General features: G+C 70.3%; 16 protein-coding genes and 1 tRNA gene. 12 read left to right on the forward strand and 5 right to left on the reverse strand.

Annotated elements, in window-relative coordinates; translation table 11 throughout:
- Positions 1–16: 16 nt before the first annotated feature.
- The 12 genes from IPJ78_09880 (at position 17) to IPJ78_09935 (ending at position 9,531) form a co-directional block, all read left to right on the forward strand.
- Positions 17–1,321 carry a DUF512 domain-containing protein gene (locus IPJ78_09880; GenBank protein ID MBK7906858.1) on the forward strand — a complete coding sequence of 435 codons (1,305 nt, stop codon included), beginning with the start codon at positions 17–19 and terminating at the stop codon, positions 1,319–1,321.
- Complete coding sequence (gene der, locus IPJ78_09885) at positions 1,314–2,633, forward strand: ribosome biogenesis GTPase Der (GenBank protein MBK7906859.1); 1,320 nt, start codon at positions 1,314–1,316, stop codon at positions 2,631–2,633. The genes IPJ78_09880 and der overlap by 8 nt, the downstream gene beginning before the upstream one ends.
- Positions 2,633–3,271 (forward strand): glycerol-3-phosphate 1-O-acyltransferase PlsY, encoded by a 639-nt coding sequence (gene plsY, locus IPJ78_09890; protein MBK7906860.1) that lies wholly within the window; start codon positions 2,633–2,635, stop codon positions 3,269–3,271. The genes der and plsY overlap by 1 nt, the downstream gene beginning before the upstream one ends.
- Positions 3,268–4,260 carry an NAD(P)-dependent glycerol-3-phosphate dehydrogenase gene (locus IPJ78_09895; protein ID MBK7906861.1) on the forward strand — a complete coding sequence of 331 codons (993 nt, stop codon included), beginning with the start codon at positions 3,268–3,270 and terminating at the stop codon, positions 4,258–4,260. The genes plsY and IPJ78_09895 overlap by 4 nt, the downstream gene beginning before the upstream one ends.
- Positions 4,257–4,619 (forward strand): MerR family transcriptional regulator, encoded by a 363-nt coding sequence (locus IPJ78_09900; protein MBK7906862.1) that lies wholly within the window; start codon positions 4,257–4,259, stop codon positions 4,617–4,619. Before IPJ78_09895 ends, IPJ78_09900 begins: the two co-directional genes overlap by 4 nt.
- Positions 4,620–4,660: 41 nt before the next feature.
- Positions 4,661–5,422, forward strand: coding sequence for a 5'/3'-nucleotidase SurE (surE, locus tag IPJ78_09905; protein ID MBK7906863.1), 762 nt, complete (start codon positions 4,661–4,663; stop codon positions 5,420–5,422).
- Positions 5,404–6,063: a protein-L-isoaspartate(D-aspartate) O-methyltransferase gene (locus IPJ78_09910; GenBank protein MBK7906864.1), complete on the forward strand. Its 660-nt coding sequence runs from the start codon at positions 5,404–5,406 to the stop codon at positions 6,061–6,063. Before surE ends, IPJ78_09910 begins: the two co-directional genes overlap by 19 nt.
- Before the next feature lie 4 nt (positions 6,064–6,067).
- Positions 6,068–6,607 (forward strand): adenine phosphoribosyltransferase, encoded by a 540-nt coding sequence (locus IPJ78_09915; protein ID MBK7906865.1) that lies wholly within the window; start codon positions 6,068–6,070, stop codon positions 6,605–6,607.
- Positions 6,608–6,673: 66 nt separating this feature from the next.
- The gene (locus IPJ78_09920; protein ID MBK7906866.1) at positions 6,674–7,429 is read left to right on the forward strand and encodes a hypothetical protein; all 756 of its coding nucleotides are present in this window, start codon (positions 6,674–6,676) and stop codon (positions 7,427–7,429) included.
- Positions 7,430–7,436: 7 nt separating this feature from the next.
- A complete protein-coding gene (locus IPJ78_09925; protein ID MBK7906867.1) occupies positions 7,437–8,618 on the forward strand; it encodes a hypothetical protein in 1,182 nt (393 codons plus the stop codon).
- 72 nt (positions 8,619–8,690) lie between these two features.
- Positions 8,691–8,764, forward strand: a tRNA-Arg gene (locus IPJ78_09930).
- A gap of 41 nt (positions 8,765–8,805) precedes the next feature.
- Positions 8,806–9,531 carry a tetratricopeptide repeat protein gene (locus IPJ78_09935; protein MBK7906868.1) on the forward strand — a complete coding sequence of 242 codons (726 nt, stop codon included), beginning with the start codon at positions 8,806–8,808 and terminating at the stop codon, positions 9,529–9,531.
- A 192-nt stretch (positions 9,532–9,723) separates the two neighbouring features.
- On the opposite strand, the gene dapF is transcribed toward IPJ78_09935, so the two are convergent.
- From dapF to IPJ78_09960, 5 genes are read right to left on the reverse strand one after another with little or no spacing between them, the layout of a single operon-like run.
- Positions 9,724–10,533 (reverse strand): diaminopimelate epimerase, encoded by an 810-nt coding sequence (dapF, locus tag IPJ78_09940; GenBank protein ID MBK7906869.1) that lies wholly within the window; start codon positions 10,531–10,533, stop codon positions 9,724–9,726.
- Positions 10,530–11,267: a polyprenol monophosphomannose synthase gene (locus IPJ78_09945; GenBank protein MBK7906870.1), complete on the reverse strand. Its 738-nt coding sequence runs from the start codon at positions 11,265–11,267 to the stop codon at positions 10,530–10,532. Before IPJ78_09945 ends, dapF begins: the two co-directional genes overlap by 4 nt.
- Before the next feature lie 5 nt (positions 11,268–11,272).
- On the reverse strand, positions 11,273–12,361 hold the full coding sequence (locus IPJ78_09950; GenBank protein ID MBK7906871.1) for a hypothetical protein: 1,089 nt from the start codon (positions 12,359–12,361) through the stop codon (positions 11,273–11,275).
- The gene (locus IPJ78_09955; protein ID MBK7906872.1) at positions 12,348–13,367 is read right to left on the reverse strand and encodes a hypothetical protein; all 1,020 of its coding nucleotides are present in this window, start codon (positions 13,365–13,367) and stop codon (positions 12,348–12,350) included. Before IPJ78_09955 ends, IPJ78_09950 begins: the two co-directional genes overlap by 14 nt.
- Positions 13,364–15,733 carry a hypothetical protein gene (locus IPJ78_09960; GenBank protein MBK7906873.1) on the reverse strand — a complete coding sequence of 790 codons (2,370 nt, stop codon included), beginning with the start codon at positions 15,731–15,733 and terminating at the stop codon, positions 13,364–13,366. The genes IPJ78_09955 and IPJ78_09960 overlap by 4 nt, the downstream gene beginning before the upstream one ends.
- Positions 15,734–15,741: the final 8 nt, after the last annotated feature.

The raw sequence follows: 15,741 nt of genomic DNA on the forward strand, positions 1-15,741 counted from the left end.
CCAGACTAGCCTTCGCATGGTCCGCGTCCTTCGCGTCCAACCTGACAGCATCGCCGCCGAGCTCGGGATCGTCCCGGGCACGGAGCTGCTGTCCGTGGACGGACGGGCGCTCGAGGATTTCCTCGATTGGGAGTTCCTCACCGCGGACGACGCGTTCGAGCTCGAAGCGAAGCTCCCCGACGGGGAGCACGTGATCTACGAGATCGAGCGCGAGGGCGGGGACCCGATGGGGGTCGAGCTCGAGCCGCCGAATGTCCGGCGCTGCGCCAACCGCTGCGAGTTCTGCTTCATCGAGGGCCTGCCGAAGGGCCTCCGGAAGCCGCTCTACGTCCGCGACGACGACTACCGGCTCTCGTTCGCCTACGGCAACTTCGCGACGCTCTCGAACCTGAAGGACAAGGACTTCGCGCGGATCCTCGAGTACCGGCTCTCGCCGCTCTACGTCTCGGTGCACGCGACCCCTTGGGAGGCGCGCAAGAAGCTCCTCAACAATCCGCGCGTCCCGAACATCGTCGAGCAGCTCACGCGGCTCACCGAGGGCGGCATCCAGTTCCACGGCCAGATGGTGGTGGTGCCGGGGCTCAACGACGGCGACGTGCTCGAACAGTCGCTCGCCGACCTCTACGCGTTCGGCGACGCCTGCCTCAGCGTCGCGCTCGTCCCGGTGGGTCTCACGCAGTTCTCGCACATCTACACCGGCGAGTCGATGGACGCCGCGAACGCCAACCGGATCCTCGAGGCGGCGGAGCGCTGGGCCGCGAAGGCCGAGGCGGAACGCGGTGACCCGTGGGTCTACGGGTCGGACGAGCTGTACCTGCTGGCCGGCCGCGAACTCCCCGCGGCCGCGCACTACCGCGATTTCGCGCAGATCGAGAACGGCGTGGGTGCCGTGACCTCGCTCCGCGATCGCGTCCGTTCCGGCGTTGCGCGTCTCCCGCGACTCGATGGTAAGCGCATCGGTGTCGTGACGGGTTCAGCGATGGCGGCCCTCATGCCCGAGCTGATCCATCAGCTGACCGCCGCGACCGGCGCGCACTTCGAACTCATCCCCACCGTGAACTCCCTCTTCGGCCCGACGGTCACGACCGCCGGCCTCCTCGTGGGCGCCGACATCACCTCGGCCCTCGCGCACCGCACCGACCTCGACCTCGCGCTCATCCCCGCCGAGACGATCAACGACGCCGGGCTCTTCCTCGACGACCAGACGTTCGTCGCCGTCCGCGAGGCGCTGCCGATGCCGGTCTACCCGTCCTACGACTTCATCGACGTGCTCGAGCACGAGGGGAGCCCTGCGCTCGCCGGGAGCGCGCGCAATGGCTGATATCCCGGTCGTCGCGCTCGTCGGCCGCCCCAACGTGGGCAAGTCGGCGCTCTTCAACCGCATCATCGGGGACGACACCGCCATCGTCAGCGAGGAGGCGGGCACCACGCGTGACCGCCACTTCGCGCTCGCCGAGTGGCAGGGGCGCCCCTTCTGGCTCGTGGACACCGGCGGCCTCGTGGAGGACTCCGACCTTCCGATGGACGTCGCGATCAAGCGCCAGGTGAAGGAGGCGATCGCCGAGGCCGACTTGATGCTGCTCATCGTCGACGCCAAGGCCGGCGTGCATCCGAGCGATTCGCGGATCATCGACCTGCTGCGCAATGCGCGGAAGCCCTGGGTCCTCGTCGCCAACAAGGTCGACGACCCGCAGAAGTCCGACTACTTCGAGTTCTTCAACCTCGGGGCGGGGGACGTCGTCCCCGTCTCGGCGGCGAACGGCAAGAACTCCGGCGACCTGCTCGACATCGTCGTGAAGCAGCTGCCGAACACCGACGGCGACGGACGCGTCGAGGCCCTCCGGGTCGCCGTCGTGGGGCGTCCGAACGTCGGGAAGTCGTCGTTCATCAACAAGCTCCTCGGCGAGGAGCGGCTCGTCGTCTCGGACATCGCGGGCACCACGCGCGATTCGATCGACACGCCGTTCACCTACCACGGCAGGCAGTTCATCTTCGTCGACACGGCGGGCCTGCGCCGCCAGAGCAAGGTGGACGATGGCGTCGAGTTCTACTCGTCGCTCCGCACGCGCCGCGCGATCGACCGCGCCGACATCTGCATCCTGATGATCGACGCGACCGAGGGCCTGCACAACCAGGACCTGAAGATCGCGACGCTCGCGTGGGAGGCGGGGCGCGGCCTCATCGTCGTCGTGAACAAGTGGGACCTCAAGGAGAAGGACGACAAGACCTCGGCGAAGTTCGTGAAGGACGCCGGTGAGAAGGTGCCGTACCTCAAGTGGGTGCCGTTCCTCTTCACGTCCGCCATCAGCGGCCAGCGCGTGAACAAGGTGCTGGAGCTCATCGTCGAGGTCGAGGCCGAGCGCGACAAGCGCATCTCCACGAGCGACGTGAACGACGCGCTGCAGGAGCTCCTCGCGCGCCGGCAGCCGCCGCAGGCGGCGGGGCACGAGATCAAGCTCAACTACGCCACGCAGGTGGAGACCGCGCCGCCGCAGATCCTCGTCTTCGGCAACAACCCGGACCTCGTCGCGGAGCACTACATCCGCTACCTGCACAACGGCTTCCGCGAGAAGTGGGGCTTCATCGGCAACCCGCTCAACATCGTCATGCGCCGCAAGGGCGGGCGCGACTGATGCACCCGGCGCTCGCGGTCGGCATCGCGTACCTCGCGGGCTCGATCCCGTTCGCCTATCTGGCCGGACGCGCCCTCAAGGGCGTGGACCTCCGGACCATCGGGTCGGGGAACCTCGGCGCCACGAACGTCTATCGGAACCTCGGGGGCGAGGCCGCCGCCGTCGTGCTGCTGCTCGACGCGCTCAAGGGGGGGCTGCCCGTGGCGCTCCTGCCCGCGCGACTCGACCCCGCGTACGCGGGTGACCCGACCACCGCGCTCTGGTGGGGGCTCGCCTTCGGCATCGCCGCCATCGCCGGCCACGCGAAGCCCATCTTCCTCCTCTGGAAGGGCGGCGGGAAGGGCGTCGCGACCGCGGCCGGTGTCTTCGCGGCGCTCGCCCCGGCCGCGCTCGGCATCGCGCTCGTCGCGTTCATCGCGGTGGTGTGGCGGTCGCGGATCGTCTCGCTCGCGTCCATCAGCGCCGCCCTGCTGCTGCCGCTCGCCGTCGCGTTCACGATCGGCGCCACGTCGCCCGTCTTCGCGGTGGCGTGCGCCATCGGGCTCTTCGTCGTCTGGTCGCACCGCACGAACATCCAGCGGCTCCGCGCGGGGACCGAACCGCGCATCACGCGGGCACCCAAGGAGGGCACGCGATGAAGTGCACCGTCGTCGGCGCGGGCGCGTGGGGTACCGCACTCGCCAACCTGCTGGCCGAGAACGGCCACCAGACCACGCTGTGGGCGTTCGAGCCCGACGTCTCCGAGTCCGTCAGCGCCCACCGCGAGAACCGCCGCTTCCTGCCCGGCATCCCGTTGCATCCCGAGCTGCGCGCGAGCTCGGCCCTCGATCTGGCCTGCGAGGGCGCCGAGCTGGTGCTCTTCGCGCCGCCGAGCCACGTGCTGCGGCAGGTGGCCGCCCAGGCCGCGCGCTGGATCCCGGAGTCCGCACGCCTCGTCGTCGCCACCAAGGGCATCGAGCGCGACCGGCTCGCGCTCATGACCGATGTGGTGGGCGAGGAGATCCCGGGTCGCGCGATCGTCGCGCTCTCCGGTCCCAGCTTCGCGATCGAGGTCGCGCAGCACCTGCCCACGGCGATCGTCGCCGCGTCGGCCGATGCCGCGGCGGCGCTCCACACCCAGCAGGCGCTCAGCACCTCGGCCTTCCGCGTCTACACGCAGACCGACGTCATCGGCGTCGAGCTCGGGGGCGCCCTCAAGAACGTGATGGCGGTCGCGACGGGGATCGCGGACGGCCTGCAGCTGGGGTTCAACGCCCGCGCCGCCCTCATCACGCGCGGGCTCGCCGAGATGACGCGCCTCGGTGTGAAGCTCGGCGCCGAGCCGGCCACCTTCGCTGGCCTCGCGGGCGTCGGCGACCTCGTGCTCACCTGCACGGGGTCGCTCTCGCGCAACCGCTCGGTCGGCATCGAGATCGGTCGCGGCGCCACGCTCTCGGAGGTGTTGCAGGGGCGTGAGACCGTCGCCGAGGGCGTGACGACCACCGAGAGCGCGAAGGCCCTCGCCGCGCGCGAGGGGATCGAGATGCCCATCGTGAACGCCGTCCACCGCGTGCTCTTCGAGAAGCAGCCGGCGCGCTGGGCGCTCGTCGAGCTCATGACGCGCGACCTGAAGGGAGAGCACGAGTGACCACGCCCAAGGGCGAGCCGGTCCGCGAGTTCTTCTCCATCGGCGACGTCTGCGAGCTCACCGAGCTCAAGCCGCACGTGCTGCGGTACTGGGAGAGCCAGTTCCGCGTGCTCAGCCCGGCCAAGAACCGCTCCGGCAATCGCGTCTACACCAGGCGCGAGGTCGAGTTCGTGCACCTGATCAAGCACCTGCTCTACACGGAGAAGTACACGATCGAGGGTGCGAAGCAGAAGATCGACGAGCACCGGAAGGGCGGGGGCGTGAAGCCCGCGGCGCGGATGGGACTCGACGCCGAGACCGTGCAGCTGCTCGAGCAGGACCTCAGGGGGATCCTCGCGATCCTCGAAGCACGCGACTGACCGCGGGCCTTCCTCCTTCATCCTTCAGCCTTGATCCTGGAATGCGCCTCCTGCTCAGCAACGACGACGGCATCCTCGCCCGCGGCCTCGAGACCCTCGAGAAGGCCGCCGCCCCGCTCGGCGACGTCTGGGTCGTCGCACCCGATCGCGAGCAGAGCGCGACCAGCCACTCGCTCACCCTGCATCACCCGTTGCGCCCCGTGCAGCTCGGGCCGCAGCGCTGGCAGATCGACGGCACGCCCACCGACTGCGTGATGGTCGCCATCGAGGCGCTGCTCCCGCATCGCCCCGACTTCGTGCTGAGCGGCATCAACCATGGCCCCAACATGGGCGAGGACGTGCTCTACTCGGGCACCGTGGCCGCCGCGATGGAAGGGCTCGCCCTCGGCGTGCCGAGCATCGCCGTGTCGTTCGCCGGACGGATCCTGCGCTCCGACGATCACCTGCTCGAGGATCACATCCCCACGCTCACGCGCCTGCTCCAGCACCTCACGAGCCTCAACGCGTTCCCCGCAGACACGCTGCTGAACGTGAACATCCCGGCGGTCCCGGCCAACGAGGTGAAGGGCATCAAGCTCACGCGCCTCGGGCGTCGCGTCTTCTCCGACTCGCTCACGAAGATGAAGGACCCGTGGGGGCGCGAGATCGTCTGGATCGGCGGCGGCTCCGTCGCCTGGAGCGGCAGCGACGATTCCGACTTCCGCGCCGTGCGCGACGGCTACGTCTCGGTCACGCCGCTGCACCTCGACCTCACCGCCAAGGACCGGCTCGACGACGCGGAGCGCTGGTGGCGTCCCCTCTGATCCGGCAGTTCGGCGGGGCGCGCCGGCGCCTCATCGAGGAGCTGCAGGCGAAGGGGATCCGCGACCTCGCGGTGCTGAAGGCCTTCGACGAGGTGCCGCGCCACCTCTTCGTGCCCACCGGCGTGCAGCATCGCGCGTACGAGGATGCGCCGCTCCCCATCGGCCACGCACAGACCATCTCGCAACCGTGGGTGCACGCCAAGTACCTCGAGCTGCTGCAGCTCACCGGCGAGGAGCGCGTGCTCGAGATCGGGACCGGCTCCGGGTTCCAGACGGCGCTCCTCACCAAGCTCGCCGGACAGGTGTTCACCATCGAGCGGATCGCGGCGCTCGCCGAGGAGGCGCGCGTCGCGCTCAAGGCGTGCGGCATCGAGCACGTGGTGCAGCGCGTCGGCGATGGCACGCTCGGCTGGAAGGAGTTCGCCCCCTTCGATGCGATCCTCGTCGGGGCCGCGTCGCCCGACGTGCCGGCGCCGCTCCTCGAGCAGTTGGCGGTCGGCGGCCAGCTGCTGGTCCCCGTCGGCGGCCGCGAGGAGCAGGTCCTCGTCCGCGTGCGACGGACCGAGTCGGGCTTCGAGCGGACCCGGCTCGACGCGATGCGATTCGTGCCCCTCATCGGCGCCCACGGCTTCGAGAACTGACCTCATGACCCAGCACGCACCGGACCTCGCGGCGGCGCTCTCGGCGGCCATCCTCCACGTGCCCGACTTCCCCAAGCCGGGCGTCGGATTCAAGGACATCACCCCGGTCCTGCACGACCCCGCGCTCTTCCGGCGCGTCACCGACGCCATCGCCGCGCACTGGCGGCCGGCCGGCATCACCCACGTGCTGGCCATCGAGAGCCGGGGCTTCCTCTTCGGCGCGCCGGTCGCCCAGGCGCTCGGCGCGGCGCTCGTGCCGCTCCGGAAACCGGGGAAGCTCCCGCGCGAGCGTGTGTCGGAACGCTACGCGCTCGAGTACGGGACCGACGCCCTCGAAATCCATGCCGACGCCGTGGGCGCGGGGGCTCGCACCCTGATCGTCGACGACGTGCTGGCGACCGGTGGGACCGCGGCGGCCGCGGTGCGTCTCGCCGAGCGGTGCGGCGCGGATGTCGCCGGGGTGGCGGTCGTGATCGACCTCAGCTTCCTCCCGTGGCGCGAGGCGCTGGAAGGACGTATCGTGCAGGCATTGGTCCGGTACTGACCGCTGCCGGAACGTTCCGCGGGAGGCACGAGTAGTATGGTGCATACCCCTACCGAGGGCCGGGCAATGTCCATCGGCACGCCCGCACGAACCGCAGGACTGTTGGTGTTGTCGCTCGTCGCCGCGCCGCTCGCGGCGCAGCAGGGGGCCGGCGACGGCTTCCTCTTCCGGCCCCCGCCGGGATCGCTCACGCTCTTCGGCGGCTTCGCCGCCCCGTTCGCCAGCGGCGGTGTGCACGAGCTGGCCACGCGCGAGCTCACGCTCGATCGCGGTGACTTCGGTGTCGGATCGTGGGGCGGGGAACTCGCGATCGGGATCCGGCCGCGCTACGACCTCGTGCTCGCCGCCGAGCGCTCCCGGAGCGTGACGCCGTCCGAGTACCGCGACTGGGTCGACAACCTCGACCAGCCCATCCGCCAGACGACCCGCTTCGATCGCGTCCCGCTCAGCGCCTCGGTGCGCTACTACCTGCGGGACCGCGGTCGCCAGATCGGCTCGGTGGCGTGGATCCCCGCGCAGTTCGTGCCCTTCGTCCAGGCCGGGGCCGGCGTCACCCGCTATCGCTTCGAGCAGCAGGGCGATTTCATCGACCAGCAGACGCTCAACGTCTTCACCGACCGGCTCACCTCCACCGGCTGGGCGCGCACCTTCTCGCTCGGGGCGGGGGCGCAGTGGAATCTCAACCAGCGGTACCTCGTCACCGCGCAGGCGCGCTATCTGAACGCGTCCGGTGACGGCGATGCCCCGAACGGCGAGTTCGCCGGTTACCGGGTGGACCTCTCGGGGGTCAGCACCGTGATCGGCTTCACCGTACGTTTCTGAAGAGGCCATGACCATGCGAATCCAGGTTCTGATCGCCGCCGGGCTGCTGAGCGCCTCGCTCGCCGCACCGGCGTCCGCGCAGACGCGTCCCGCCGGACTCGCCTTCGCCGGCTGCTGGGCGCCGGCCGATGGCCTCTCCGCGCGCAACCGCATCTGCCTCACGCCGACCGCCTCGGCGATCGTCGAGTTCACCTCGATCACCGCCGACGGCAAGGCGACGGTCTCCATGCTCAGCCTCGACGGCAAGCGCATCGAGGTGCGCGGCGAGTCCTGCAGCGGCTGGGAGGAGGGGCGGCTGACCTCGGATGGCGAGCGCCTGCTCGTCAACGCCGAGATCACCTGCGGCACCGACCCCAAGCAGCTCCGCACCACGGCCTTCACCATCGCGCCGAGCGGTCATCTGCTCCAGATGACGGGGTCGGGGCTCTCGCAGGTCGCGACGACGCAGTTGCGCATCTTCGCGCCCGTGGAGTCCTACGCGGAGATCCCGCCCGCGACGCGTGAGCAGCTGATGCCGTACCTCGTCGACGCGGAACGCACCCGACTGGACGTGCGGGCGCACACCGTCTCCGCCACGGACCTCGTCGAGTTCGAGCGGCTGGGCGTCGCGACGCCGATCATCGACCTGCTCGTCGCCGCGTCGTATCCGCAGAGCTTCGTGATCGACGGGGTGAGCGGCGGGGTCACCGGAACGGTGGACCAGGGCCAGACGGCCCGGCAGGCCGCCTTCGCCGCGAACCCGTTCGGTTACATGAACGGCTACCCGATGCTCACGATGTACGACTGGCAGATGATGTACGAGTGCTCGCGTATCGGCATCGGTTGCCCGCTCGGCTACAACATGTACGGCTCGTCCATGTACGGGTACGGCGGCCGCTATGGCTGGGGCGCGTTCGGCGGCTGGGGAGGCTATGGCGTCCCGGGCTACGGGATCCCCGTGGTCGTCCGTCCGGTCACGCCGCCGTCCGAGACGGCCGGTACCTCCGGCGGCCGCGCCGTGCGCGGGCGCGGATACACGCAGTCGGGCAGCGGCGGCACCGGCGGTGGCACCGCGACCCCGCGGACGAGCGTCGGGACCACCAGCAGCACGTCCACGGTTCAGGGTTCGGGTGGCTCCAGTGGTTCGAGCGGCTCGGCCGGCGCGTCGAGCGGCGCCGCCGCACCCAGGACGGCCAAGCCGCGCCCCTGACCGCGCCTCACCGGCGCGCATGAGGGGGCCCATCCACAGGCGATGGGCCCCCTCATTACTTTCCGGTGCTTCGCCCCCGTAGCTCAGGTGGATAGAGCGACGGTTTCCTAAACCGCAGGTCGGCAGTTCGAGTCTGCCCGGGGGCACTGCTGGCACGTCGCGCGCGGCTTCTCTTCTATAGGAGGCCGTGTACGACTACCTTTCACGGCTGCCGCGCGGCGCAGGGCCTGCCGCGGCCATCACCACCGACGAACACCCCATGACGAACACCGGAGAGGCGGCGCGCCCCACGCCGACCATCGAAGCCGAGTCCCTCGGCGAGCTGTGGATCATCCACCAGAAGAAGATCCTCGTCGGCGCGATCGTCGTCGCCGCCAGCGCGGGTGGGTTCTGGCTGTACCAGCGCTCCGGCCAGATCAAGGAAGAGAAGGGCGGCCTGGCCTACGCGGCCGCCGAAGCCTCCTTCATGGGTGGCAACCAGGCGATCGCGATCCCGGAGCTCGAGAAGGTCGTGAGCCGGTACCAGGGCACGACGGCCGGCACCCAGGCGGCGATGCTCATCGCCCAGTCGCTCATGGACCAGGGCAAGGGTCCGGAAGCCGTCACGGTCCTCGAGTCCGCCCTCCGGTCGGCGCCCAAGGCGCTCACGGCCGGGGTCCAGAGCCTGATCGGCGCGGCCTACGAGTCGCAGGGCAAGCCGACGGAAGCAGCCGCGGCGTACGCTCGGGCGGCCGCCGCATCGGCCTTCGTTCAGGACCGCGACATGCACCTGATCGAGCAGGCCCGGAATCTGGTCGCGGCGAACGACCTGGCCGGCGCCGAGAAGATCTACGCCGAGATGGCGCGTCGCGAGGACTCGCCCTTCGCCGGCGAGGCTCGGGTCCGCTTGGGTGAAGTGATCGGCAAGAAGTAGAGCACCTCACGTAACACTTGAGGTCCGGGGCCCGGCAGAAATGCCGGGCCCTTCGCGTTTTCGGGGGACCAGTGCGCCGTTGGTGGCGCGCTATCTGGACAGGCTCAGGCCAGCCCTGCCAGATCTGCGGCTCGCCGAACCAAATGGCTAATATGTATTATGTAACCTAAGGCGCTGGATAAGCTGTGGAAATCAGAGTTCCCGCAGCTTGCCCTCGAAAACGATCCGCCCCTCGCCTGCCAAGGACGGCGTTTCGCCGCCCGGACCTGGGCGCAGCGTGACCGTCAGCGTCCGGCCGGATCGAGTCCGGAGCCGGGTCACGCCGCCGGCCTCGCCCCACGATCCCAACAGGACCGCGCTGGCGACCGCGCCGGTCCCGCACGCCAGCGTCTCCGCCTCGACCCCACGCTCGTAGGTCCGGATCCGCCAGCTGCCATCCGAGTCCGGGGATACCCAGTTCACGTTGGCGCCCGCACGAAGGCTCTCGTGGTACCGGAGCTCCGGCCCTCGGACCGAAAGCTCCGCCAGGTCCGACGAGGTCGTCCGCACCACCAAGTGCGGCACGCCGACCTCCACGAATCCCATCCGGATCTCCCCATGAAGGCGGCTGATGCCGGCATCAGTCCGCGCGTTCTGGGGCGGTTGCAGGTCGATCTCCGGCTGCCCTTCGCGGATCCGGCCGCGGATCGTTCCGGCGTCCGTAGCGAAGGTCAGGGCCTGCGGGCTCGCGAGCTCGAGTTCCACTGCAAGCCGAGTGGCGCAGAGTGAGGCGTTGCCGCACAACTCGCCGAAGCTCCCGTCCCGGTTGAGGTACGTGAGCCTAAAGTCATGCGCGTGAGCGTCTTGGATGATGGCAACTCCATCAGCACCTACACCCGTGTGGGGTGTGCAGACGGCGCGCACGAAGTCCGGATCGGAGGCCCGCTTGGCCAGCAGGTCGTCCCCGCGGGCGTCGAGGAAGACGAAATCGTTCCCCGACCCCGACATCTTCCAGAACTTCATAGCCGCCCCGTGAGCGCCCACAACCGGAGCCGCCAGACCATGAAGATGGCCTCCCGGACGATGTGGCCGCTCATCTTGCTCTCCCCTTCGGTCCGGTCCGCGAAGACGATGGGGATCTCCACCGGCTTGAACCCCTTCCGCATCGCCCGGAACGACATCTCGATCTGGAAGGCGTAGCCATTGGACCGGACGTCGCCGAGGTCGATCGCCGCGAGGACGCGCCGGTGGAAGCACTTGAAGCCCCCGGTCGCGTCCCACAGCTGCATCCCCGTCACCCACCGGGCGTAGATGTTCGCCCCGTAGCTCAGCATGAGCCGGGTGATCGGCCAGTTGACCACCGTCACCTTGGCGTTCAGGTACCGCGATCCCAGCACGAAGTCCGCGGTCTCGGCCGCCGCCAGGAACTGCGGCAGGTGCGCCGGGTCGTGGCTGAAATCGGCGTCCATCTCGAAGATGAGCTCGTAGTCCCGAGCCAGCGCCCACCGGAACCCGTCGAGGTAGGCGGTGCCCAGGCCGAGCTTCCCTGCCCTCCGCAGCAGGTGCACCCGCGGATTGTCGGCCGCGATCCCCGCGATCAGGTCGCCGGTCCCGTCGGGCGAGTTGTCGTCCACGAACAGCATCTCGAGCCGCGGATCCTGGGCGAGGACGCGCTCGACGAGCGTCGGGACATTGGCCTTCTCATTGTAGGTGGGGGTCACCACGAGGGCGCGGAACCCCTCCTCGGACTGCGACATGGCACTCACGGGGCGATCGGTCGGACGGCGTTCGGGACGGGAGCGGGCGCGGCGAGCTCCCGCGCCCGGAGGAATTCCGCCGGGACACCGGCCTCCTCGCACACGCGCAGGAGCGCGAGGAGGTTGGTGCGGACGCTCGGCAGGTCGTACAGGGAGCTGCGGTTGGGCAGCAGCTCGTCCGGGTGGAAATATGTCGCGAAGACCAATGGCTGATCGTCCCGCCGCACGAGCGCGCGGCGGAGCGATGCGACCAGCGGCCCGAACAGATTCGGGCGGGCGGTCAGGTTGATCCAGTAGGTCGGACGCTTCAAGGCATCCATGAACGGCGCCGTCCGGCGCGTCTTCCGCGCCAGCTGCAGCCCGGACGCCAAGCTCCAGACGCGGGACCCGGAGACGAAGGTCGGCACTTCGAGCATCGCGAAGGCCGGCTCGCCGGCGCCCGCGCGGCGCCGATGATCCGTCCGCGCGGCGTGGTACGGGAGCCGAGGGGCGGACACCCAGTCGAACAGATTCTCGCGGTGCGCGGGCGGGTCGGCGAAGAGGGTCCGCATCCCCGGCAGCGCCGAGAACTCGACCTGGATCCCGAGCGCATCGAGGGCGGCGAAGGTGCGGAGGTTGTGGTAGTTCCACCCCATGCGCACGCTGCGGACGCCGTTGGGCAGCGCGGGATGGAGCGCCGCATGCGCCGACCGCAGCATCTCCAGCTGCCACTCGACGTCCTCGAGCTCCTGCATCCAGCTCCCGTCGCGGCCGGTCCGCCGCCAGAAGTGCGGATGCCAGCCGAGCTCGTCGCCGGAGGCCTCGAGGCTCTTCAGCAGCGCGCCATGCGCCCCGACCACCCAGGCGTACTCGCCGCAGAGCTCCCGCACCTGCTCGTCCGCCCGCAGGAGCCAGGTGAACACCGGCTCGCGCCCGCGGGCATCATGGATCCCGTGCAGCAGCGACTTGAGCGCGGGGATCCCTTCCTCCACGCCGCGCCACTGGAGCCGACCCGCCGGGATCGGTCCGACGAGCCCCTCGCGATCCGGGTCCGTGTCGCAGCCGATCACGATCCGCACGGACCGTGGTGGTGCCGTCCGGTCACCAGAGGTCATCGAGATCCGAATCGAAGAACGAGACGCGCATCTTCCCCGGCACACCGGCGGCGACGACGACCGGATACGGCTGCGCGACGAACAGCCCGGCCCGCTTGAGCAGCGGCGCATCCACGGCGGCGCTCAGCGCGACGATGCCGTACGTGCCACGGGCCTCCGTTCGCGCGAACGCCACCGCCGTCGCGAAGAGGTCCTGCAGGCTCTCCGCGGTGCCGGCGAAGTCGCAGATCTTCACGAGGTCCATGTCCCGTGTGCGATGCCGGGCGCGCCGGAAGACCACGTACCCGTCCACCGCGCCATCGCGCCCACGATGGACATACGCGTGGTAGTCCCGGCTCGGCTGCGCGAGCTTGTAGTTCAGGTACTCGGCGTCGCGCTGGCCGTAGAGCTCGTAGCGCGCGGAGAGGAGCCGGTCCCAGGTCGCGTCCCACGCGGGATCGAAGCGCGTGATCCGCTCCACGCTCCCGTGCCGGACGCGCGTCTCGGGCTGGAACACGAGGTTCGCCGCATGCACCGCCGGCGCGAGCCAGGTGGCCTTCTTCCAGTACGCGAGCGCCTTCGAGGGCGCGAAGAAGCGCGCGAAGTAGCTGCTCGCGTCGCGCGTGAGCTGGTGCCCGCGGCGGAGGTAGGCCGGCTCGATCGCGGGGACGACGCCCACCGCCGCGTACTTGAGCCCGGGCGCCTCCTCGCACGTCGCGAGCAGCTGCCGCCCGGCCGCCTTCCGCGTCGCATCGTCGGACATGTCGAGCACGAGCGTGATGCCCCACCCGATCCGCACCGGCGCGCTCCCCGCGTTCGTGCCGCTCCCGTAGCGGAACTCATGCGAGACCTGGCAGATCTGCCCCACCACCGTCTCGTCCTTGAGCGCGACGTAGCGCGCGCACCGCTGCCACTCGACGAGCGCGCGCTCCCCGAGCTCGGGGTGCTCCGGGCTCCACTGCCGCATCATCGCGAGCGTGGCGTCCAGGTGCCGCGCCTCGAACGGCACGACCCGGACGTCGCTCACGCCGTCGCCTCCGATGCGTCGGCTCCCGTCGGTGCGCGCCGCTTGAGGAGTCCGCTCAGTGCGAGGAGCACGAGCGCGCCGGCGCCGAACAGCGACGCCTGCAGGCCGCGCGCATCGCCGCGCGAGTCGAGATGCAGCCGCACCTCGCGTGCGCCGGCGGGGACCTCGATCCCGAGGAAGGCGCCGTTGGCGCGCGCGACCGGTGCCGCCGTGCCGTCCACCGTCGCCGTCCACCACGGCATCCAGTTCTCGCTCACCACGAGCACGCCCGCCTGCGCGAGGCCGGTGATCGCGAGCGTGTAGTCGCCCGGTGCGCCCTCGGTGACACGGATATCCGGCTGTGCCGCGAGCGGCTCCGGCATGGCCGCGGGCGGCACGGTCGAGCCGAACGGCGCGTCGCCCGAGACGAGCACCAGCCGGTCCGGCGAGAAACTCGGCGCCTTGGTCACGAGCTGCACCACCTGCGCCTCATCCGGCACCTTCACCGCGACCGGCGCGACCCACGCCCACGGCGTCGGGTTCGGCACGCGATAGACCCACGCCGGCTCACCGAGCCAGGTGCGGACGTTCTGCGCGATCGGCACGAAGCCCGGGGCCTCGATCGCCTGGTCCACCACGAGGTACCGCACGCCGAGCAGGCGCCAGGTGCGCTGGTCGGAGAGGTTGGACCACTGCCCCTTCCCGCCGAGCAGCTCGTCGTAGTGGTGCGGTTCGTTGCCGTGATACCCGAGCACATTGCGGACGCGGTGCTCGATGAGATAGTCGTCCGAGAACGCGCGCCCGAACGGGAGCACGCGCCACGGCTGCGTGGTCTCCTTCGCGTCGGCCTGCATCGCGACGACGGCCGGATCCGCGGCGAAGTACTCGTCGCCACGCGGCTCGATCACCACGAAGCGGCGACCCTGCGTGCCCAGGTCGGCGAGGAGCAGCACCGCCGCGGCGATCGCGAGCCAACGCGGCTGGCGCGCCGCGATGATGAGGAACGCGAGCACGGTGCCCGCGCCGAGCAGCAAGCCCACCCGCGCGCCGTACACCGCCTCGAACGCGGCCCCCTGACGGGCCGAGTCGGCGAGCGCCGGCAGCAGGTTCCCGCTCGCGAGCACGAAGAAGGCCGCACCGATGCCGACCACCAGTCCGGCGCGCTTCGCGAACCGAACGCGCGCCTCGGCGCCCATCGCCTCGAGCTGCCCCACGCCGTACGCGGCGAGCACCGCGACGCACATCGACACCTGGCCCCACATCATCGACGCGGCGCGCGTCTTGGAGATGCCCGGCAGCAGCGTGTACGGGATCCGGTAGAACGGCGTGTGCGCCGCGAGCGACCAGAGCGCCCCGAACACCACGGCGCCGCTCCAGAACCAGACGCGCGTCCGGTCGCCGCCCTTCGGCACGGTCAGCAGCGCCGTGATGGCGAGGACGCCCGTGAGCAGGCCGAGGTAGTCGGAGTGGAGCTTGAACGGATTGGCGCCCCAGTAGGTCGAGTGCCATCCGTCGAACCCGCCCCACAGCGACCCGATCATCTCGAGCCCGGACATCGCCCAGCTCGTCGCGAACTCCCAGCCGGTGGACGTCCCACCCGCCGCGCTGCGCGGACTGAACGGCAGGTACTCGGCGAACGGCATCAGCTGCGCGCCCGCGAGCGCGACCGCGAAGACGCTCGCCACCGCCATCATCACGAGCACCTTCAGCCGGGCCGACTTCGCCGTCTCGGTGACGAGGCTGAGGATGAGGAACGCGCCCATCAGCATCGACGCGTAGTACGTCATCTGGAAGTGCGGCGAGAGCAGCATCAGCCCGACGATCGCGCCCCACAGCGCGAACCAGAGCGGGCGCAGTGTGCGCGTCGCCTGCGTGAGCGCGATCAGCCCCCACGGCAGCAGGCCGAGCACGTAGATCTTGCCGTCATGCCCGGGATAGAACAGTCCGATGAACGGTCCACCGATCCCGTACGCGGTCGCGCCCACCACCGCCGCCGTCCAGGTGAGCCGCTGGGTCCGGAGGAACACGAGCAGGCCCACCGCGCCGAGCCACAGGTGCAGCACCATGCCCAGGCCGATGCCGAGCGCCGGCGAGAAGATCGCGCGCAGCGCGACGGAGAACGGATAGACCTGGTCGCCGTGCATCGCGCCGAGGAACGGCAGGCCACCGAAGATGTACGGGTTCCACCGCGGAACCTCGCCCCACTGCCGGATCACCTCGGCGGCGAAGTGGCGCGTCACGTAGCCGTCCTTGCCGTCGCTCATCGGGTTCATGATCACGCCGCCGGCCAGCAGCGGGGCGAAGAAGATCCCGAGGATCACGGCCCAGACCACGCCGAAGACGAGGACCGGATGCGCGTACCAGCGGCGGGCGGATGTGGACGTCACGGGTCGGT

Source organism: Gemmatimonadota bacterium, from assembly GCA_016714015.1.
GTDB lineage: Bacteria > Gemmatimonadota > Gemmatimonadetes > Gemmatimonadales > Gemmatimonadaceae > Pseudogemmatithrix.